The organism is Paludisphaera mucosa, assembly GCF_029589435.1.
Taxonomy (GTDB): domain Bacteria; phylum Planctomycetota; class Planctomycetia; order Isosphaerales; family Isosphaeraceae; genus Paludisphaera; species Paludisphaera mucosa.
Map to the genome: position 1 here is coordinate 4,962,997 of NZ_JARRAG010000002.1, position 20,878 is coordinate 4,983,874.

At 70.2% G+C, this 20,878-nt stretch carries 16 protein-coding genes; 12 read left to right on the plus strand and 4 right to left on the minus strand.

Translation table 11 applies throughout. From position 1 onward, the window contains the following. Window positions 1-38 precede the first annotated feature (38 nt). Entirely contained in the window at window positions 39-1,154 is a 1,116-nt protein-coding gene (locus PZE19_RS29160; RefSeq protein ID WP_277864125.1) for an alkaline phosphatase family protein, read from the plus strand. A 180-nt stretch (window positions 1,155-1,334) separates the two neighbouring features. On the opposite strand, the gene PZE19_RS29165 is transcribed toward PZE19_RS29160, so the two are convergent. Then, window positions 1,335-2,612, minus strand: a complete 1,278-nt coding sequence (locus PZE19_RS29165; protein WP_277864126.1) for a pyridoxal phosphate-dependent aminotransferase — start codon at window positions 2,610-2,612, stop codon at window positions 1,335-1,337. Between the two features lie 1,020 nt (window positions 2,613-3,632). Between PZE19_RS29165 and PZE19_RS29170 the strand changes: the two genes are divergently transcribed. Both PZE19_RS29170 and ahr read left to right on the plus strand, forming a co-directional pair. After that, window positions 3,633-5,114: a hypothetical protein gene (locus tag PZE19_RS29170; RefSeq protein WP_277864127.1), complete on the plus strand. Its 1,482-nt coding sequence runs from the start codon at window positions 3,633-3,635 to the stop codon at window positions 5,112-5,114. 235 nt (window positions 5,115-5,349) lie between these two features. Next, window positions 5,350-6,360 (plus strand): NADPH-dependent aldehyde reductase Ahr, encoded by a 1,011-nt coding sequence (gene ahr, locus PZE19_RS29175; RefSeq protein ID WP_277864128.1) that lies wholly within the window; start codon window positions 5,350-5,352, stop codon window positions 6,358-6,360. A 27-nt stretch (window positions 6,361-6,387) separates the two neighbouring features. On the opposite strand, the gene PZE19_RS29180 is transcribed toward ahr, so the two are convergent. Beyond that, entirely contained in the window at window positions 6,388-8,865 is a 2,478-nt protein-coding gene (locus PZE19_RS29180; RefSeq protein ID WP_277864129.1) for a glycoside hydrolase family 127 protein, read from the minus strand. A 282-nt stretch (window positions 8,866-9,147) separates the two neighbouring features. Between PZE19_RS29180 and PZE19_RS29185 the strand changes: the two genes are divergently transcribed. The 4 genes from PZE19_RS29185 (at window position 9,148) to PZE19_RS29200 (ending at window position 11,716) form a co-directional block, all read left to right on the plus strand. Next, a complete protein-coding gene (locus tag PZE19_RS29185; RefSeq protein ID WP_277864130.1) occupies window positions 9,148-9,783 on the plus strand; it encodes a 3-keto-alpha-glucoside-1,2-lyase-like domain-containing protein in 636 nt (211 codons plus the stop codon). Window positions 9,784-9,819: 36 nt separating this feature from the next. Next, a complete protein-coding gene (locus PZE19_RS29190; RefSeq protein ID WP_277864131.1) occupies window positions 9,820-10,104 on the plus strand; it encodes a hypothetical protein in 285 nt (94 codons plus the stop codon). A gap of 170 nt (window positions 10,105-10,274) precedes the next feature. Further along, a complete protein-coding gene (locus PZE19_RS29195) occupies window positions 10,275-11,300 on the plus strand; it encodes a DUF1559 family PulG-like putative transporter (protein ID WP_277864132.1) in 1,026 nt (341 codons plus the stop codon). Window positions 11,301-11,335: 35 nt separating this feature from the next. Beyond that, window positions 11,336-11,716, plus strand: coding sequence for a hypothetical protein (locus tag PZE19_RS29200; protein WP_277864133.1), 381 nt, complete (start codon window positions 11,336-11,338; stop codon window positions 11,714-11,716). Between the two features lie 16 nt (window positions 11,717-11,732). On the opposite strand, the gene PZE19_RS29205 is transcribed toward PZE19_RS29200, so the two are convergent. After that, a complete protein-coding gene (locus PZE19_RS29205) occupies window positions 11,733-13,601 on the minus strand; it encodes a M61 family metallopeptidase (RefSeq protein WP_277864134.1) in 1,869 nt (622 codons plus the stop codon). Between the two features lie 248 nt (window positions 13,602-13,849). On the opposite strand from PZE19_RS29205, the gene PZE19_RS29210 reads away from it, so the two are divergent. The 5 genes from PZE19_RS29210 (at window position 13,850) to PZE19_RS29230 (ending at window position 17,314) form a co-directional block, all read left to right on the plus strand. Beyond that, window positions 13,850-14,269 (plus strand): cupin domain-containing protein, encoded by a 420-nt coding sequence (locus tag PZE19_RS29210; protein WP_277864135.1) that lies wholly within the window; start codon window positions 13,850-13,852, stop codon window positions 14,267-14,269. Between the two features lie 65 nt (window positions 14,270-14,334). Next, window positions 14,335-15,084 (plus strand): SDR family oxidoreductase, encoded by a 750-nt coding sequence (locus PZE19_RS29215; RefSeq protein ID WP_303652649.1) that lies wholly within the window; start codon window positions 14,335-14,337, stop codon window positions 15,082-15,084. 204 nt (window positions 15,085-15,288) lie between these two features. Further along, window positions 15,289-16,359 carry a DUF1559 domain-containing protein gene (locus PZE19_RS29220; protein WP_277864136.1) on the plus strand — a complete coding sequence of 357 codons (1,071 nt, stop codon included), beginning with the start codon at window positions 15,289-15,291 and terminating at the stop codon, window positions 16,357-16,359. A 72-nt stretch (window positions 16,360-16,431) separates the two neighbouring features. After that, entirely contained in the window at window positions 16,432-16,650 is a 219-nt protein-coding gene (locus PZE19_RS29225; RefSeq protein ID WP_277864137.1) for a hypothetical protein, read from the plus strand. Between the two features lie 214 nt (window positions 16,651-16,864). Then, window positions 16,865-17,314, plus strand: a complete 450-nt coding sequence (locus PZE19_RS29230) for a hypothetical protein (protein ID WP_277864138.1) — start codon at window positions 16,865-16,867, stop codon at window positions 17,312-17,314. A 148-nt stretch (window positions 17,315-17,462) separates the two neighbouring features. Here the strand turns inward: PZE19_RS29230 and PZE19_RS29235 are convergent, their stop codons facing one another. Beyond that, window positions 17,463-20,825 (minus strand): S41 family peptidase, encoded by a 3,363-nt coding sequence (locus tag PZE19_RS29235; protein WP_277864139.1) that lies wholly within the window; start codon window positions 20,823-20,825, stop codon window positions 17,463-17,465. Window positions 20,826-20,878: the final 53 nt, after the last annotated feature.

Sequence of the window (20,878 nt, forward strand, 5' to 3'; positions counted from 1 at the left end):
GCCTCTCCCACCCCGCCCCACCTTCCCGGAAGCTGCTCATGAATCCGTCCCGCATCGCGATCGCGGCCCTGGCCTTCGCCGCGGCGGCCGCCGGCGTCGTCGCCCGCGCCCAAGACGCCCCGAAGCCCGCGACGAAGACGAAGAACGTCGTCCTGGTGATGTCCGACGGCCTCCGCTGGCAGGAGGTCTTCGGCGGCGCCGACCCGGCCCTGATCAACAAGAAGGACGGCGGCGTGGCCGAGGTCGAGGCGGTCCAGGCCGCCTACGGCCAGGAGACGCCCGAGGCCCGCCGCGAGGCCCTCCTCCCGTTCCTCTCGAAGGTCGTCGCCAAACAGGGGCGGCTGTACGGCGACGTCGGCAACGAATGCCGCGTGACCAACGGCAAGAACTTCTCGTACCCCGGCTACAATGAGGTCTTCACCGGCTTCGGCGACCCCCGCATCGACAGCAACGACAAGTTCAACAACCCCAACGTCACCGTCTTCGAGTGGCTCGACGCCAAGCCCGACTTCCGGGGCAAGGTCGCCGCTTACGGCACCTGGGACGTCTTCCCCTACATCCTCAACCGCGAGCGCAGCGGGATGAAGATCGTCGCCTGCTGGGAGCCCCCCACGGGCGAGGGGCTCACGCCCCAGGAGAAGCTGCTGGGCGAGATCAACGCCAACGTCCACCGGCTCTGGTCCGACTGCGGCTACGACGCCTTCAGCTTCTACGCCGCGCTCGAGAACCTCAAGCGCGAGAAGCCCCGCGTCACCTTCATCGGCCTGGGCGAGACCGACGAGTTCGCCCACGCCGGCCGCTACGACCACTACCTGACCTCGGCCCACAAGTTCGACGCCTCCATGAAGCTCCTGTGGGAGACCTTGCAGGCCATGCCCGAGTACAAGGACTCGACGACCCTGATCCTCACCGCCGACCACGGCCGCGGCGACGCCCCCTCCGAGTGGAAGAGCCACGGCGAGAAGATCAAGGGCTCCGAGCGGATCTGGGTCGGCGTCCTCGGCCCCGACACCCCCCCGAAGGGCGACGCCACGCTCACCACCGCCGACCAGAACCAGCTCGCCGCGACCCTCGCCGCCCTGCTCGGCGAGGACTACAACGCCTACCAGCCCAAGGCCGGCCCGGTCATCTCGTCGGCTTTCGGCCGCCCCTGACGCTCGAGAAGACGCGACCTTCATCGTCTCCCATCGGAGACGATGAAGGTCGTCGGGGCGCGGAACTCATGATCGATCCGGAGCGAGTCGAAATGCGAGAGCCCTCATCCGGCACTGAAGGATCGCGATCCCCGCGAGGGGGGGAGGGCCTTGATAGGATGAGCCGGGGGCGGGCCCTGCTCAGCGCAGGGCTTCCTTGAGGCCGCGGAGGATGTAGCGGTTCTCGGAGCGGGTGCGCGAGGCGACGCGGATGAACCGGCCGGGCTCGAGGCCCTTCTTGTCGTCGCAGGCGCGGGTGTAGATGCCGCGGCGGACTAGCAGGCGGCAGACCAGGTCCTCGGCGGTCATGTCGTCGCGGCGCAGCTCGACCAGCGCGAAGTTGGCGTGGGTCGGGTAGACGTGGACGCCCGGCAGGGTCGTCAGCGCCTTGAAGAACCGCCGCGAGTGGCGGACGTAGTGGACCCGTTTGCGCTCATAATCGGCCTGGAACTCGGGCCGCGAGTAGAGGTCGAAGAAGTACTCGGCCAGGCCCGACGAGTTCCACAGGTAGCCGTTGTCGAGCAGCGCCTTGACGCGGTCCGGGGCCATCACGGCGTAGCCGGCGCGGATGCCGGCGACGCCGAAGTCCTTGGACATGCTCTTCACGACCATCACGTTCGGGAACCGGTCGATCTCGCGGGTCAGGCTGCGGAAGGCGAAGCCGTCGCCCTCGCAGGCGAAGTGGATGAAGCTCTCGTCGACCAGGATGTTGGGGACGTCGGCCAGCTCTTCCAGCAGGGCCACGAGCTTGGCGTACGGGATGTAGCCGCCGTCGGGGTTGTTGGGGTTGATGAGCACGATCGTGTCGGGCCGCTCCCGACGCACCGTCTGGATGTACTCGCCGAGGTCGAGGCGGAAGTCGTCCTCCTTGCGCAGGACGTTGTAGACGACCTCGGTGTCGGGGCGGACGAACTCGTGGTAGGGGGAGAACGTCGGCAAGTTGACCAGGATCTTGCCGCCGGTGAAGCGGTGGAGGATCGCCTGGATGATCTCGATGGCGCCGTTGCCGATGAACAGGCGGTCGGTCGCCAGCCCCAGGCCGTTCGCCAGCTTGTCGGCGATGACCCGGTTCTGCGACGGGTAGAACTCCAGGAGCTTGCGGAGCTTGCCGGGCCGGATCACCTCGCGGTAGAGGTTGTCGAGGAACAGCTCGGTGGCGTAGGGGTTCGACAGGAAGCAGGCGTCGACCCGCATCCGCAGCTCGGGGATCAGCTTGAGGATGGTCGGCGCGCTCGGGGAGTGCGACCCGGCCTCCTTCTTGAGGTGCTTGATCCGGTCGGCGAGGGCCGACTCGCGGGGCGACAGCGGCCCCCGGCGGATCACCGGCCGCACGTGGGCCTCGAGCCAGCGGGCCGAAACGCCCAGGTCGAACGGCCGGGGCCTCCGCGTCTTCAGCCGATCCGGTGTCTGACCGATCACGTCCACCTCGTTTGGGTCTCAGGCGAGCCGCGCGCCGGCGGCTTCGGTCGGCGAGGAGAGAGGCGAAATCGACAAGGCCCCTCGGGGCGTCCCGGAGCGAAGGGGCGGGGACGGGGACCAGATCGGGTCGAGCGTCGCCGCGCCGTCCAGGGTCCTAAAGTTCATCCTAGGACCTGGAGGGCTTCTCAGCAAGCACCTCGATCTTTCCGCGGTCCTTCACGATCGCGACGTCGCGGCGGGCCGGCCCCGGGTCGTCTCGCCCCCGGCGATCGCCGCCGACCCCGAACCCACCCGGCGAGCCGACGTTACGACCCGACGCGAGGGGTGATCGACCGCCGCGGGGCGACCCGCTTGCCGGCGTCCGGCCTTCGGGGTATTGTCGCGCCCTCACCCGTTAGAGGGCATCCCGCATGATACCTAAGGATTTAACGTGCATCGCAGCCTTTGGGCCGGGGGGATTCCGGCTCACCTATCCCGCGGGGGTCGGGATCGTACTACTCATGGCCATGACGGGCGTCTGGCTCGCCTCACTCGTTTGGCTGTTCCATCGCCTCCGCACCCGACATGCTTCGGTCTATGGGAAGATCGGCACTCCCAGCCTCTTCTGGGACAATTCCCCCCGCTCAGGGCTTTCGTTCCTCAGATTTCTCTATTCCTCGGGCCCTCGCGAACTTCCCGACGGTGAGGCGTTCCGGGTCATCTGCTTCCTTCGCGTCTTCATCGTTTTCTATTTCGTCGTCTTCCTCGTTACCGGGGTCTTGGTCTGGTCGGGCGGCCCGCGGCCCTGAGGCCTGCCAGTCGCTTGGGCCCGGCCAGCTGTACCTGGGGTCACTCCTCGGAACGGACGAAATCGTACGCTAAGGTCTTGGCTCGTCCGCACCGATGGGCAGGCGAAGCTGACGAAGGGGGCGTCGCATTCCAAGCTTCCAAACGTAATCCCCGGTCAGGATGATACGGCCCCGCCCGCCTCCGTCAATCGCGTCCCCGATCCTCGACACCCCAACCCGACCCGGTGCCACCATGCGGACACATCGACGTTCCTGGATGACGGCGGCCCTGGCGACGCTCGCCTGGGCGACCTTCCCCGAGGCTCAGGCTGCGGACCGGGCCTTCCGCGCGGGGGCGGCGGCCGTCGACGTGACGCCCTTCCTCGACGACCCGATCGTCGGCAACTACGTGGCGCCGCCGGCGGCCCACGTCCACGACCCGCTGCACGCGCGGGCGCTCGTGCTCGACGACGGCTCCACCCGGCTCGCGTTCGTGCTCGTCGACAGCGTGGGGATCACCCGCGAGGTGCTCGACGCCGCGCGCAAGCTCGCGGCCGAGAAGGCGGGGTTGCCGCCGGGGAATATCCTGGCCGCGGCGACGCACACGCATTCGGCCACCCGTGGAGGCTCGAAGGAGTTCCTCAAGCCGGACGCGGTACCCTCGGAGTACGCGCGGATCCTGTCCCGCCGCATCGCCGACGCGATCCGCCTCGCCGCCGGCAACCTGGCGCCGGCGAAGGTGGGCTGGGGGACCGTCGACGCCCCCGAACACCTGTTCAACCGCCGTTGGCTCCTCAAGGCCGGCGAGACCGTTCCGAACCCGTTCGGCGGCCTGGACCGCGCGGTGATGAACCCCGGGCGGCATCCCAAGATCCACGAGCCGGCCGGGCCGACCGACCCGCAGGTCGCGTTCCTGGCCGTGCAGGCCCCGGACGGGCGGCCGATCGCGCTCCTGGCGAACTACTCACTGCACTACGTCGGCGGGGTCCCGGCCGGGCACGTCTCGGCCGACTACTTCGCGGTCTTCGCTCGCAAGGTCGGCGAGCGGCTGGGCGTCGACCCGCTCCGCGACCCCCCGTTCGTCGGCGTCCTGTCGAACGGCACGAGCGGCGACGTCAACAACATCGACGTCCAGGGGCCCCCGCCCGCGACGCCCCCGGGCCCGTACGAGCAGATGGACCGCGTCGCCGACGACCTGGCGAACCGCGTCGCCGGGACGTACCGCGGCGTCGCCTTCCGCGACTGGGTCCCGCTGGCCGCGGCGCATCGCGAGCTGGTCCTGAAGGCCCGCAGGCCGACGCCCGAGCAGCTCGACTACGCCCGCAAGATCCTGGCCAAACCCGAGGACGCCCCCCGGGCCCACGGCCTGGAGCGCATCTACGCCGAGCGGACGCTCGCGCTCGCCGACGCCCCCGACGAGGTCTCGATCATGCTCCAGGCCTTCCGCGTCGGCGACCTGGGCATCGCCGCCATCCCGTTCGAGGTCTTCACCGAGATCGGCCTGGAGATCAAGGCGAAGAGCCCCTTCAAGCCGACGTTCACCATCGAGCTGGCCAACGGCCTCTACGGCTACCTGCCCAGCCCTCGCCACTTCGCGATCGGCGGCTACGAGACCTGGATGGGGACCAACTTCGTCGAGCCCGAGGCCTCCCCCAAGATCGTCGCCACCCTCCTCGACCTGTTCGCCGCCCTCGACGCCGGCCGCACGCCGGCGTCGAGGGCGCCTGCGCCTTGATTCCGATGCGAGCACGCCCCCCTCGCGTCGAACCGCCGCGCCCGAACCGCCGGCGTGGCGCCGCTCCGACCGATCGACCCCTCGACTTATCTCCTCATCCTCACCCTTTCCTTCCAATCGTCCTCTGTGGTACAGAGGAGCCCCGGGGAGATCGAGGCGGGCCGGAGACGGCCCAGGAGAGCGAATCCTCGTCGCCGGCTTCCCGGGGCGAGGCATCACTTTCGGGAGGATGCGGATGTCCGTGATCGACGCGTGGGTCGCCCCGGCGGCCAGGCAGGCGCTGACCCGTCAGCAGGTCGACCTCGGCCCGCTCGGGGACGAGGACGTCGAGATCCAGGTCGAGTCCTGCGGCCTGTGCCATTCCGACCTTTCGGTGTGGGCCGACGACTGGGGGGTCACCCAGTACCCCGCCGTACTGGGCCACGAGGCGGTCGGCCGGGTGGTCGATGTCGGGCGGGCCGCCAAGGGGATCCAGGTCGGCCAGCGCGTGGGCGTCGGCTGGAACGCCGGGAGCTGCATGCACTGCCGCCCGTGCCTCTCGGGCGACCAGCACCTCTGCGCCGAGGTCCAGGCGACGATCGTCGGCCGCCGGGGCGGGTTCGCCAGCCGCGTCCGTTCGCACTGGGCCTGGACGATCCCGATCCCCGAAGGGCTGCCGGCCGGCGAGGCCGGGCCGCTCCTCTGCGGCGGGATCACCGTCTTCAACCCGCTGGCCCTGTACGCCCTACCGACGAGCCGGGTCGGGGTGGTGGGGATCGGCGGTCTCGGGCACATGGCGCTGAAGTTCGCGGCGGCTTACGGCTGCGACGTGACCGCGTTCACCTCCAACCCGGGCAAGTTCGAGGAGGCCCGCGGCTTCGGGGCCCACCACGTCGTCGCGACCCGCGATTCCGAGGAGGTCCGCAAGCTGGGCCGGAGCCTGGACCTGCTGCTCGTCACCACGAACGTCCCGCTCGACTGGGACGCCATGCTGTCGACCCTCGCCCCGAAGGGCCGGATGCACGTCGTGGGCGCGGTGCTGGAGCCGATCCCCGTGGCGGTGTTCCCGATCCTGTTCAAGCAGGCGAGCGTGTCGGCGTCCCCCACCGGCCCGCCGGTCGCGATCGCGACGATGCTCGAGTTCGCGGCCCGGCACGGCGTCGCCCCGACCACCGAGCACTTCCCGATGAGCCGGATCAACGAGGCGCTCGAGCGGCTGCAAGCGGGCAAGGCGCGCTATCGGATCGTCCTCGACGCCGACTTCTAGCCCGGGGGCCGTTCGCCGGGGCGAGGGTCATCGCTCGGTCGGGGCCGGGGACACCTGCCACTGGAGGATCCCGGCCGACAGGCCCGGCTGGAGCTTCGCCTCGATGCGGAGCGCCGTCGTCTCGACGGGCTCGAACTCGACCGTGTTGGGCGCGTCCAGCTTCGTGCCGTATTCGCCGCGAACCCGGACGGGCTCCCAGGAGCCGTCGGGCTTGCGGAAGACCATCCGCCAACTCGCCGGCGGGGCGCAGTGGCGGCCGAGCCGGTGGTCGTCCCACCAGTAGACGCTCGCGGAGCCGACGGCCCGCGGCCGGCCGAAGTCGTACTGGGCCCACTCGTCCGTCCCCCTGCGGTCCCACCAGGTGAACCGCTTCCGCTTCTCGTCCGACGAGCCCTTCGGCGCGACGCCGTCGTTCATCGCGTCCACCGTGTCGCCGACGAAGCAGTGCGAGGCCGTCGGGGTGGCGAGCGACGCGATCGTCGCGGGCTGCGCACCGGACGGGGCGGTCGGCGCCCAGACGATCATCTCGGCGGGGCCGCGATTCGCGTTCGCGTGGTAGGGGACGGCGACCGCCTCGACGTCGACGGGCGCTCCGCCGTCGACCGGCAGGCGGCCGGCCCCGGCGCGGAGGATCGTCACGCCGCCGAGCAGGTCGGGACGCCGTTCGGCGGCGATGGGCTTGCCCTCCGGGAGGAACAGGTCCCGGACCCGGCCCTGGTTGTCGGGGGACTCCAGGCAGTAGACGATCGGCCCGCGCATGAGGGCGACCCGGCCGCGATCGCTCTCGACGCGCGGGTCGGCGGCGACGCGACGCGTCGGCATGTCCATGTGGACGTCGATCGCGTCGCCCGCGCGCCACTCGCGATGGATGACCGCGTAGCCGCGGACGATCGGCGGCGCGGCGACGGGTCGGCCGTTGACGGCGACGCGGAAGGCGTCCGGCCCGGCCGCCGGCGTGGTGTAGAGGCCGCCGTTCATCGCGCCGCCGCGACACCAGGCGGGGACGCGGATGCGGACGTCGAACGTCGCCGGCCGCTCGGGATCGACGGCCAGCCGGACGTCCCCCTCCCACGGGTAGTTCGTCGTCTGGACGAGGCCGAGCCGCGTCCCCGGCTCGCCGCCGAGGTCGATCCGGGCGAGCGAACCGATGAAGAGGTTGACGTAGACCCCTTCGCCGTCCTGGGCGTAGATGGCGCCGGGTAGCGCCCCCATGAGCTTCAGGAACATCGGCGGGCAGCATGGGCAGCCGTGCCAGGACCACCGGGCGCGATCCCGGCCGGCCTCCAGGGGGTTCTCGTAGAAGTAGGCGTCCCCGTGCAGCGAGACGCCGGCGAGGGCTCCGTTGTAGAGCGAGCGTTCCAGCTCGTCGACCTTCGGGGCGTCGCCCGTGGCGAGGAATAGATTGTCGTCGAGAAAGGCGCACCCGACCGCGGCGCAGGTCTCCAGGTAGCCGTCGTTCGGCAGCACGAAGTCGCCGCCGAACTTCTCGTCCTTGGCGATCGCTCCGACGCCGCCGGTGATGTACAGGCGGCGGGTGACCATGTTGCTCCAGAGGCGGTCGGCCGCCTGGATGTAAGGAGGCTGATCGGCCGCGACGCCGAACGCGGCGACGCCCGAGGCGAGAAGCACGGCCCGCACGGCGTGACCTTCGATCGTCGCCTGCTGCAGCACCGGGAGATGGTCCTGGCCGTACTCGGCGAAGTCTCGCCGGCCCTCGTGATGGCCGCGGGCGTCGATCCAGAAGCGGGCGAGGTCGAGATAGCCCTTCTCGTCGACCGGGACGCCCAGGTCCTTCTTGAGCCCGGGGCGGTCCCGGAACAGCTCGTACAGGCGGACGAACGACTCCTCGCCCAGCGCGTGGCCGGGGATGATGTTCTTCCGCGGCGGAGGTCCCATCAGCGCGATCATGCCGTTCGCCGCCCGCACGGCCGTGGCGAGCAGCTTCGTCTTGCCCGTGGCGCGTTCGTAGTGGACGCCGGCCTCCACGAGGCAGCCGATGTTATACAGGTCGTGCTGCTGGCGGTCGTCGCCGCCGTCCTGGCCCCAGCGGTGCGAGGGCTCGCGCATCTGCGTGTACGTGTTGATGTATCCGTCGGGGTCGCGCGCCGCGGCCGCGGCGATCCGGTCGATGTAGCCGTCGATCTTCGCCTCCAGGTCGGGGGCGGGCTCCTGCGCCATCAGGTCGGCCGCGCCCCGGATCATCTCGTAGATCAGCCCGTCGTACCACGGCGGCCCGCCGTGGGGGGCGTCCAGCTCGCCGCGGGCGACGTGGTCGAAGTTCCGGAGGGCGCCGTCCTTCTCGAACTTGTCGAAGCCGTCGGCGACCGTCACCGTCCGCCAGGTCTTGAGCTTCGGGGCCCAGAAGGCGTCGTCGATCTTCACGCGGGCGAGGGGGACGTGCGCGAGCCGCGCGGCCGGGGGCTCGGCCGCGGCGGCCGACGTCGCCGCCAAGGCCCACGCGATCAGGGCGGACAGGGGACGCCCGAGTCGATGCACGACGCTCATCGCATGTCTCCTGAGTTTCGCGAGCCGCTCGGCTTCGCAAGGCGCGGCCACGACCTGCCGCTCGCTTGCGACCCCCTGCGGCTCGGCCGGGCTTGGCCGACCGCCCCCGCGGGGGCGGTCGGCGATATTGTAACGCGAGCGGCTCCCGGATCATGCAGGCGAGACCGGACGACGAGACGCCGGACGGAGCGGCAGGCCCCAAGCTTCTCGACTCGCGACGGTCGTCCGGATAGAGTGCGGAAACGACACATGTCCAAACGCGACGGCCGAGGAAGGTGGACGATGGGCGATCGAATCGGAACCGGCCTGCGACGGCGGGCCGCGGCGGGACTGGCGGCGGTCGCGGCCCTGGCGGCCTCGGCGGCGCCCGAGCGTTGGGATTTCGAGCGCGACGCCGTCGGCGCGGCGGCGAGGGGAATCCGCGCCGAGGTCGGCCGTTGGGAGGTCGCCGAGGCCGGCGGCTCGCACGTCCTGGCCCAGCGGGCCGAGAGCCCGAAGCCGACGTTCAACGTCGCCCTCGTCGACGGGACGAGCTATCGGGACGTCGACCTCTCGGTGCGCGTGCGGGCCGACGCCGGGGCGATCGACCAGGGGGGCGGGATCGTCTGGCGGGCGAAAGACCGGGACAATTACTACGTCGCCCGCTACAATCCCATGGAGGACAACCTCCGGGTGTACAAGGTCGAGTCGGGGCGGCGGACCCAGCTCGACCACGCCGACGCCCCCGGCGACAAGAACTGGCACACCCTGCGGATCGTCATGACGGGCCGCGAGATCACCGGCTGGCTCGACGGCGTCAAGCTCCTCGTCGCCGAGGATTCCACCTTCCCCGACGCCGGCCGCATCGGCCTGTGGTCGAAGTCCGACGCCCGCTCCTCCTTCGACGACCTGACCGCGACCGTCGTCGCGACCCCCTGAACCCACCGACCCGCCCGATCTCGGAGACGCCGACTCATGTCCAGACGCGGGATCACGCTCGTCGGCCGTCGCGGCGGCAAGGCCGTCGTCAACTGGCCCGTCTTCTGGCTCGTCCAGGCCATGATCTTCGGCGTGCAGGCGATCGGCCTGGTCGCCGTCGCGCTCTACGTCGCCGACCCCGTGCGGTCGGGCCTGATCGTCTTCATGTCCGCGATCATCGCCTTCAACTTCCTGCTCCTCGCCAAGCGGACCCAGGAGATGCTGGCCACGCCCGCCGAACAGCTCCCGGAGCTGTCCCCCCGCGAGCCGGCCGGCGGCTGATTTTCCGCCGCGCGCGGACAAAACCCCGCCGCCGACAATGCATTAAATAATGCAAATGATTCCATAATTCGTGAAACCGCAAGTCGTTGGGCGATTGGTCCGCGGGGGCGCGGCGATTGCGTCGAGGGGACCGAGGTCGCAGCCACGCCCTCACCTTTCGAGGCCCGTCCATGAGACGCCCCCGCGGTTTCACGCTCATCGAGCTTCTCGTCGTCATCGCGATCATCGCCGTGCTGATCGCCCTGCTGCTGCCGGCCGTGCAGGCGGCGCGCGAGGCGGCCCGGCGGATCCAGTGCACGAACAACCTCAAGCAGATGGGGCTGGCGCTGCACAACTACGTGTCGGCCGTCGGGGCGCTGCCGATGACGCTGTCGATCTCCGGGACCGGGACGACCGTAACCTGGACGAACTCGTGGGGCGCGCACGCGCGGGTGCTGTCGTTCGCGGAGCGGTCGAACCTGTTCGACGCCTGCAACTTCGCCGTCGACATGCAGACGCCGATGAACACCACGGCGACCGCCGTCGTGACCCCGTTCCTGATCTGCCCGAGCGAGATCAAGCCGTCGACGCGGGCGACGACGACCGGGGCCCCGTACGGCATCGCCAACTACGCCTATTGCGGCGGCGACTGGTTCGTCTGGGGCGGCTTCGGCGGCGCGACCCGGAACCGGACCGCCTTCGGAGTGAACCAGAGCCGGAGCCTCGCGGAGTTCACCGACGGCACGAGCAACACCCTGTTCATGTCCGAGGGGAAAGCCTACCTGACGTACTACCGCGACTGCCCGACCTTCAGCATCGTCAACGACCCGAACAACGTGCCGGGCCCGGACGCCGACCCGTACGCGGTCGTGCCCGAATACCTCGGCGGCTGCGCCCTGCGGGTCGAGGAGGGGCGGACGCAGTGGTTCGAGTCGGGCGTCCACCACAACGGATTCACCACCGCCTGGCCGCCCAACAAGAAGACCCCGGGCGGGCCCAACAGGATCTACGCCGACGTCGACGTCAACTGCAGCCGCGAGAAGCTCGGCCGGCCGTCGTTCGCCGCCGTGACCGCCCGCAGCTACCACGCCGGCGGCGTTAACGCCCTGATGGCCGACGGTTCCGTCCGCTTCGTCAAGGACTCCATCAACGGCTGGACCTGGCGCGCCCTGGGCAGCGTCGCCGGCGGCGAGGTGGTCTCGGCGGACGCGTACTGACCGACGTCCGCGTTCGACAGGAGAAGGGTTCGTTCATGCGTCGGACTGCGAACGTGCTGATGATCATCGCGTCGACGGCCGCGGCGGGCTGCGGGGGCCCGGGGACGACGGCGAAGGCGCCGCCGGTCGACGAGGCGCGGAGGCATCTGGTGACGGCGCTCGACGCCTGGAGGGCGGGGAAGGTGAAGGGGCTGGCCTCGGCGTCGCCGCCGATCCGGTTCGTCGACCCCGACCAGGCGGCCGGCGCGAGGCTCGACGGCTACAAGCCCGGGGACGACCCGACGACGGTCGACCACGTCGTCGACTATCCGGTCGAGCTGACGATCACGGACAGGAAGAAGGCGACGCGGACGGTCCAGGCCGCGTACCAGGTCGTCGCGGAGCCCGCGCTCGCGGTGCTCCGCAACGACCCGTGAAGGCGGCGGCGACGGCTCACTCGCCGAGCCAGGCCTTGCGGTGGGCCTTCTGGGCGTCGCTCGCGTCGGGGAGGACCTCGAGCGTCCAGTCGCGCGGGGGCTCCAGGCCGAAGGCGATTTCCAGGCGCTGGAAGCGGTCGCGGCGGGCGATGAGGACGGAGACCTTGTCGCCGGGGCGGAAGGCCTCCAGCCGCTTCGACCACTGGCCGGGCGGGATGCGGTCCTCGCCGACGCCCAGGATCTCGTCGCCGACGTTGAACCCGGCGTCGAACCCGGGGGTCTCGCGCTTCACCTGGCTCACCATCAGGCGGCCGTCCTCGACCTTGGTCGTCAGGCCCAGCCAGGCCTTGGCCGGCTTGTCCTTGTCGGCTTCGGCCTTCTTGTCGGGCTTGTCCCGGCCGAAGCGGAGGCCGTACCAGCCGCAGGCCTCGGCGTAGTCGAGCTCGTCGGTGGTCCGCAGCGCCCGCCGGAAGAAGTCGCCGAGGTCCGCGCCGGCGACCTCGGCGGCCGTCTTCTGGAATTCCTCGGCGGTGAAGCCCCGGTCGCCCGAGTAGCGCGAATAGGCCAGGCGCATCACGTCGTCGAGGCTCTTGGCGCCGTCGGTGGCCTTCCGGATCCGGGCGTCGAGCAGGAAGGCGACGACGGCGCCCTTGACGTAGTAGCTGACCTGGGTGTTCGGGGTGTTCTCGTCGCGGCGGTAGAACTTGATCCAGGCGTCGTACGACGACTCCTCCAGCGGCTGCACCAGCCGCCCCGGCGTGGTCTGGAGCCGCTCGATATCGTTGATCGTCCGGTCCTCGCCGGCCGAGGGCGGGTCGCCCGCGAGGTACTCGGCGAGGCTGCACAGGCCGGCCCGGCGGACGATGAGACGGTCGTAATAGCTGGTGATCCCCTCGGCGACCCAGAGGCTCGGCGTGTGGACCTCGTTCTCGTAGTCGAACGGGCCCAGCTCCCGGGGCCGCAGCCGCTTGACGTTCCAGGTGTGGAAGAACTCGTGGGCGACGAGGTTCAGCCAGGCGAGGTAGCTGGCCCGCGTGCGGGTGGCCCAGCGGCTGCCCATCAAGACCGTCGAGTTCTTGTGCTCCAGGCCGCCGCCGGCCTCGCCCAGGATGTTGAAGAAGACGTAGCGCTCGTAGGGGAGCGAGCCCCAGAAGGCCTTCTCGGCGCGGACGATCGCCTCGACGTCGCGGGCCGACCGCGGGCCGTCCCACAGGCCCCCCTCGCCCTCGTTCAAGAGGACGTGGGGGACGCCGTCGACGGTGAACTCGTAGATCGCCGGGCTGCCGGCGTAGAGGGGGCTGTCGACCAGGTCGTCGTAGTCGGCGGCGACGTAGTGGTGCGGCTTGCCCCCGGGCGCGGCGCGGAGGCTCGTGACGCTCTGCTTCCAGCCCTGCGCCGGGTCGACGACGACCTCGTGGGGGCGGGCGACGCCGTCGGCGAGGGTCAGGAAGGTCGCCGCCCCCTGGAGCATCGCGAAGGCGGAGTCGATCCAGTTCGCCTGCACGGCCATCGTCCGGCCGTAGACGCGATAGCTCAGGACCACCTCGTCGGCCCCGCCGGTCGCGACCTTCCAGCGGTTCTTGCGGCTCTTGACGGCCTCCAGGGCCGAGCCGTCGGCCTTGCGGGCGACGAGGTTCTCGACCCCCTTGGCGTACTCGCGGACCAGGTACGAGCCCGGCGTCCAGACCGGCATCATCAGCTCGACCTCGGCCTTGCCGGCGGCCGGGATGCGGGCCTCGACCTCCACGTAATGCGTCTGGGGCGCGGGGAACCGCAGGAAATAGCGGATCGGTTCGGCCCCGAGGGCCTCCGAGGCGGTGAGCGTCGTCATGAAGCACCAGAGTAACAGGGTCGACGGCGAAGGCCGCCGGATCTTCCAGGACATACCAACCTCGCTCTCGTTCCGGTCGTCTCCCTGGCGGCCGCGGACGCCCCGGCCCCCGCGATTCTAAGGCTTCCGGCGGCTTCGGGGAACCCGCCGGGGCGGACCGAGGGGCGAGCGCCCGCAAGCCGGACTCCCGGAAATCGCCGCGGATCGTCACAAAACCACCCCGACCGTGCGTCCTTGGCAGGTGGAACGGCGGGAGATCGCCCGCGTACAACGCTTGAAGCGCACCTGTTGGAGGAACAGTCATGGTCCGGACGGCATTGGCTCTCGTGGTGGGCATCGGCGTCGGGGTCGTCGGCATGGCCGCGGCTCACGACGAGGGCGAGAAGGTGGCCGTCGTCTTCGAGGGGGAGATCGCCGAGAAGCTGGACGGCAAGGCGGCGAAGGCGACGTTCGTCGAGGTGACGATCGGGCCGGGCGAGGAGGGCGCCCCCCATCGCCACCCCGGCCCCGGGTTCGGGTACGTCTTGGAGGGCGAGTATGAGTGGGCCGTCGACGACCAGCCGGCCAGGGTGCTCAAGGTCGGCGAGACGTTCTACGAGCCGACCGGGTGCCTGCACCGCGTATCCCGAAACCCGGCCGCGAAGGGGAAGACCCGCGTCCTCGCCGTGGTCTTGCAGCCGAGGGACTCCGGGCCGATCGCCGTCCCGGAACCGAAGAAGTGAGTGGCGGGCGGTGCCGGAGGGGCCGGTCGTCGAGGTCGGAATTTCGAACTACTGGGAGGTGAAACTTGAAGATCGTGGTCATCGGCGGCAGCGGACTCATCGGATCGAAGCTCGTGAAGATCCTGCGGCAGGGAGGCCACGAGGTCGTGGCGGCGTCCCCCTCCTCGGGCGTCGACGCCCGCACCGGCGAGGGGCTGGCCGGGGCGCTCGCGGGCGCCGCGGTCGTCGTCGACGTGGCGAACTCGCCGTCGTTCGAGGACCGGGCCGTCCTGGAGTTCTTCGAGACGACGGGGCGGAACCTGCTCGCCGCGGAGGCCGTCGCCGGGGTGGGCCACCACGTCGCGCTGTCGGTCGTCGGCGCCGACCGCCTCCCAGCCAGCGGATACCTCCGCGCGAAGGTGGCGCAGGAGGACCTGATCAGGGCCTCCGCGATCCCCTATACGATCCTTCGCGCGACCCAGTTCTTCGAGTTCGCGGGGGGGATCGCCCAATCGGCCGACGACGGCGGGACGATCCGCCTGCCGCACGCCCACGTCCAGCCCATCGCCTCGGACGACGTCGCCGCCGCGCTCGCCGAGGTCGCCGTCGCGGCGCCGCGGAACGGCGTCGTCGAGCTGGCGGGCCCCGAGCCGATCCCGCTCGACGACCTGATCCGACGCTACCTGGAGGCGAGGCGCGACCCCCGGGAGGTGGCCACGGACGCGCACGCCCGCTACTTCGGCGCCGAGCTGGACGACCGGAGCCTCACTCCCGGCGACGGCCCCATCCTCGGTGCGACGCGTTTCGACGAGTGGCTCGCACGCTCCGCCTCGTGATCCGCCAGGGGGCCCGCGGAGGCGGATCGCTGCGGCGAGAGTCCTAATAACGTCGTCGTATATCCATGACAATCAAAGATCAACATGCTTGACGACCGGCGCGCGGGCGGGGTATGCCGGAACCTGCGGTCCACGTCCGTCCGCGTCCCGTCGTGCCCCGATCCCATCTCCGCAATCGTGCGGAATCGTCATGGAGATTATGCCATGCGCCCCCGACGCATGAGCGGATTCACGCTCATCGAGCTGCTCGTCGTCATCGCGATCATCGCGGTTCTGATAGCCCTCTTGCTCCCCGCCGTGCAGGCGGCGCGCGAGGCCGCCCGGCGGTCGCAGTGCGTCAACAACCTGAAGCAGATCGGCCTGGGCATGCACAACTACCACAGCACCACCAACAGCTTCCCCCAGGGGGCGTCGAAGAACGCCAAGAACTGGGCGGGGGACAGCGACCTGATCTGGGCTTCGTGGGGCGCCAACGCGCTCTTGCTCCCCTACCTGGAGCAGTCGGCCCTCTACAGCGCGGCCAACTTCGCGTGGGGGATCAACCCCTACGGCGACCCGTGCTACTACATCAACAGCACGGTCGCCAACACCCGGCTCAACGCCTTCCTCTGCCCGTCGGACGCCAACGCCGGTCGGCCGAACATCAACAACTATTACGCCTCGGTGGGCACGACGACCGACTTCATGACCAACGACTGCTGGGGGAACATCAACCCCAACTGCAAGCCGACCGGCAGCACCGGCGTCTTCACCTACTTCATGACGTACGGGATCGCCGACATCACCGACGGCACGGCCAACGCGGTCGCCTATTCCGAGTCGCTGACCGGCAAGGAGAACGTCGGCAACCAGTACCGCGGCAACAGCACGCGGGGCGTCGCCGACCCCGGGATCGTGATGTACAACGCCGCGACCCGTCCCGACCTGATCCTCAAGGGCCTCCAGAACTGCGCCGATGCGTTCAAGAACAACCAGAAGATCGCCACCAACAAGGGCCAGCTCTGGGGCTTCGGGGCGCGGGCGTACTCGCTCTTCCAGACGATCCAGGCCCCCAACGACAGCCAGTTCAAGTTCGGCTCGTGCCAGTTCGGCTGCGACGACTGCGGGCTCGACCAGTCCTGGTCGGTCGGGGCCCAGAGCAACCACTCGGGGGGCGTGAACGTCCTCTTCGCCGACGGCTCGGTCCGGTTCGTCAAGGACTCGGTCGCCCGGCCGACCTGGTGGTCGCTGGGCACCCGCGACAGCGGCGAGGTCGTAGGCTCGGACAGCTACTGATCCTGATCCTGAGGCGGGCCGGCCGACGCGAGATCCGTCCCCAGTCCGGCGAGAACCGAATCGAGGTTGTGCATGCGAGCGTTCCGAATCGTCTCCCTCTCCGCATCGATCCTCGCGCTCACGGGCGCGCTGGCCCTGTTCGCCCTCCCCGGCTGCGACGGCGGCGGCGACGGCGAACAGGCGTCGCCCATCAACAAGGCGGAGTCCGAGAGCCAGGCCAAGGCGTACGAGCAGTTCGCCCTGACCAAGAAGGGGGGCCGCCCCCCCGCCAAGGCCGCCCCCAAGCCCTGACCTAACTGAGCGGGCGGATGATCTCGCCCGAGAACGAGCCGGAAGGAAGAGGACCGAACGGCGGGCCACCCCCTGGGGAGGTCCGCCGTTTTCTTTGCGCCCGGCCGAGGAATCCGGGGAACCTGGTTTATTTGCGAAATTTGCGCGACCTATACTATATGGGCAAGCGGAGTCGTCTGCTTCGAGATTTGAGCACCAGAAGAGGGAAGCACCCATGTTGAGGACATCGTGGATCGCGCTGGGGATCGTGGGCCTTGTCGGCCTCTCGGCGCAGGCCTCGGCTCAGGAGATCGTCGGCCAGCCGTCCCCCTACCCGATCGCCGGGCCCATCGCCGACGGTACGATCATCGGCACGCCCAGCCCCGTGATCGGCGACGGCGTGATCGTGGGCTCGCCCATGGGCGGGGCGATCGAGGGGACGATCATCGGCTCGCCGAGCCCGATCTACCTCGGGGGTCCGTCGACGTCGCAGTCGGGGCCGATCCACCCTTACAGCTATTACATCGACTTCCCCAACCCCGCGCGGACGTACGTCCCGTACGGCCCGTCCGACACCTTCACGTACCAGGGCCAGGCGTACGGCCACGCCTACGACCGCTGGACGTGGTCGGCCATGTCCGGCGCCTCGCCGGGCCTCGGTCGGTACTACCAGATCCTGCACTGAGCCGCCCCGAAGGGCCGGATGAGGGTCGCGGCGCTTCGCGAGGGCCCGCGCCCCTCATCGTCGTCATTCCCCCCGAACTCCGACGACCCAGATCTGCCGCCGGGCGCCTTCTCCCGGCGGCAGAAGGACGAGCCCGAGACCGGCGACCTCATTTGGCCTCGGCCGGTCGGCGGACGCGGATGGGGAGGGCGGGGGCCGCGGGGCGTTTCGGGGGCGGGGATTTTTCCAGGGCTTCGAGGATCATCTCGATGGCCTTGTCGAGCTGGGGGTCCTTGCCGGCGGCGACGAGGGCGGGGTCCTGCTCGACGTCGACGTCGGGCGGGACGCCGATGTTCTCGATGATCCAGCCGTCCTCGGTGAAGTTGGCGAGGTTGGGCGCGGTGACGCCGCCGCCGTCCATGAGGACGGGCATGTCGGTGATGCCGACGACGCCGCCCCAGGTCCGCTTGCCGACGAGCGGGCCGAGGCCGAACTTGCGGAACATCCAGGGGAGGACGTCGCCGCCGGAGCCGGCCGTCTCGTCGATGAGCATGACCTTGGGCCCCAGGATCGTCGCGTTGGGCGAGCGCTGGGCCTCGCCGAATCGGGCCGCCCAGTAGGCGATCAGGGGGCGGCGCAGCAGGGTGATGTAATAGTCGGCGATCTGGCCGCCGCCGTTGAACCGCTCGTCGACGATCACCGCGTCCTTGTCGGCCTGCGGGAAGAAGTAGCGCTTGAAGTACGAGAAGCCGGGCTCGGCCGTGTTGGGGACGTAGATGTACGCGGCCCGGCCCTGGGTCCGCTCGTGGACCTTCCGCAGGTTCCCCTCGACCCACGCCCGGTTGCGCAGGGCCGACTCGTCGGCGATGGGCTCGACGACGACCGTGCGCGACTCGGAGCCGTCGGCCTTGGGGCCGACCTTCAGCTCGGTCCGGCGGCCGACGGTCCCCTCGAAGGGCTTGTAGACCTCGGCGTCGGCCTTCACGTCGCGGCCGTCGACGGCCAGCAGGTAGTCGCCGACCTTGACGTCGACCCCGGGGGCGGCCAGGGGGGCGCGAAGGGTCGGATCCCAGAACGCGCCGCCGTAGATCGTCTTGAACTTGTAGCGGCCGTCGGCGACCTGATAGTCGGCGCCGAGCAGGCCGACGGGGACCTTCTTGGGCTCGTACAGCCGCTCGCCGCCGCCGAGATAGCTGTGGCCGACGGACAGCTCGCTGAGCATCCAGCGGATGACCCGGTTGAGGTCGGTCCGCGTCGCCAGGTGGGGCAGGAAGGCCTCGTATTTGGCCCGGACGGCGTCCCAGTCGGCCCCGTGCATGTTGGGGGCGTAGAAGTGGTCGCGGTTGATCCGCCAGGCCTCGTGGAACATCTGCGGCCACTCGGCGCGGGGGTCGATGGCGATCGAGACGGCGGCGACCGCGCCGATCGCGCCGTCGCCCTTGGCGAACTTGCCGGCGTCGACGACCCCGACGACGTCGTCGGCCCGGTACAGGATCTTCTTGCGGTCGGCCGAGATCCGGAAGTCGGCGATCCCCTCGGCGAGCGTCTGCTCCTCGCGGGTCTTGAGGTCGAACCGCCGCAGCGAGGTCTTGGCCCCGCCCCCCTCCTGGATCGGCCGCGCGACCGGCCGGTGGAGGTAGTAGACCTGGCCCTCGTCGCCCGCCGCCACGTTCGCGATCAGGCCCTCCGCCGCCGGCAGGGGGATGATCCGGCCCGAGATCCCGTCCAGGTCGATCACCACCGGCTTCACAGGCTTCGGCGGCTCCGCGTCGGGCGCGTCCTTCTTGTCCTTGTCGGCCTCGTCCTTCTTCGCCTTCTCCTTGTCGTCCTTCGGCTTGTCCTTGTCTTTATCCTTGCCCTTCTCCTCGTCGCCCTCCTCGTCGCTCTCCTTGAGGAGCGGGTTCGGCGTCGCCTTCTGGAGGCTGACGAGGTAGAGGGTCGACGAGACGGGGGCGTCGGTCGAGGACTGGTCGAACGAGTTCTTGACCGGGCCGGCGTCGGTCGAGGCCGCGAAGTATAAGTATTTCCCGCCGACGTCGAAGGCGGGGACGCCGGCCTCGACGAGGCCGTCGGTCAGCGGGAAGGTCTTGTCCTGGTCGAGCGAATAGAGGCCGATCGTCCGGATGCCCGCCCGGGTGTCGATGGTGTAGGCGAGCCACTTCGAGTCGGGCGACCAGCGCCCGGCGGGGATGTCGTCGAGCCCGAAGAAGGGCTCGTTCGCGACCTTCTTGACGGCGGACGAGGACAGGTCGATGTAGGACAGGGCCTTGGCGTTGTCGACGTAGGCGATCTTCTTCGAGTCGGGCGACCAGACGGGGTCCTGGTAGTAGCCCGGCCCGTGCAGGGGGTACACGGCGACCTCGCCCTTGCCGTCCTGGGGCCGGACGTGCAGCGCGTACTCGCCGGAGGCGTCGCTGAAGTAGGCGATCGACTTGCCGTCGGGCGACCAGATCGGCGAGCGTTCGTGGACGCCGGGAGTGTCGGTCAGGTTGCGCGGATCCCCCTTCTTGGCCGGCACGGTCACGATCTCGCCGCGATACTCCAGCACGAGCCGCTTGCCGCTGGGCGAGACGTCGGCCCCTCGCACCAGCTTGGGGTTCGAGGCCCGCCGGGGCCGGGCCTCGGCCAGGTCGGCGGCCACCGCCACCTTCAGCCGGGTCGACGCCTTCTTCGCGGGGTCGTAGACGTGGAGGTAGCCCGCCTGCTCGTAGATCACCTTCCCCGCGCCGGCGGAGGCGGAGTCGATCGGGAAGTCCTGGTGGTCGGTCAGCCGCGCGACGGCCTTCGTCGCGGGGTCGAACGAGAAGAGGTTGAACTCGCCGTCGCGGTCGGAGAGGAAGTAGACGAGCGGGCCGACCCACATGGGCATGGTGTCGTTGCAGCCGCCGGCCGGCTTGGGGATCTCGACGTGCGAGAGGTCCGCGAGCTTGAGCACCCAGATCCGCGAGGCCGTGCCGCCGCGGTAGTTCTTCCACTGCCGGAACCGCTCGGCGATCGGCGTGTAGGCCAGCGACGCGCCGTCGGGCGAGAGCGCGCCCATGTCGGCCGAAGGGGCGGGGAGCCGCTCGGGCGCGCCGCCGGCCGGGGCGACGGCGAAGAGCTGGGCGTGGCGGTTCGTGAACACCTCGCGCTGCGACGCGAAGAGGACCTTGCCGTCGGGCGTGAAGCCGCGGACGAGGTCGTCTCCCGGGTGCCAGGTCAGCCGCCGGGGCTCGCCGCCGGCGGCCGGGACGACGTAGACGTCGACGTTGCCGTCGTACGAGGCCGAGAACGCGATCGTCTCGCCGTCGGGCGAGATCCGGGGGTTCGTCTCCGCCCCCGGGTGCGACGTCAGCCGCCGCGCGTGCGCGCCGTCCTCGTCGGCCGTCCAGACGTCGTCCGCGTAGACGAACGCGATCCGCCCCGGCGCGATCGCCGGCGCCGCCAGCATCCGCGTGTCTGACGTGTCCACCGCGCGGGCCCGGCCCGCCAGCAGCCCTGCGAGCAAGCCCCCGATGATCCCCAACTTCCGCCCCGCGCGGCTCGACTTCATCCGTCGCCTCCCGGCTTCCCGATCCTCGTTGCGTCGGCTTCAAGAAGACCAGG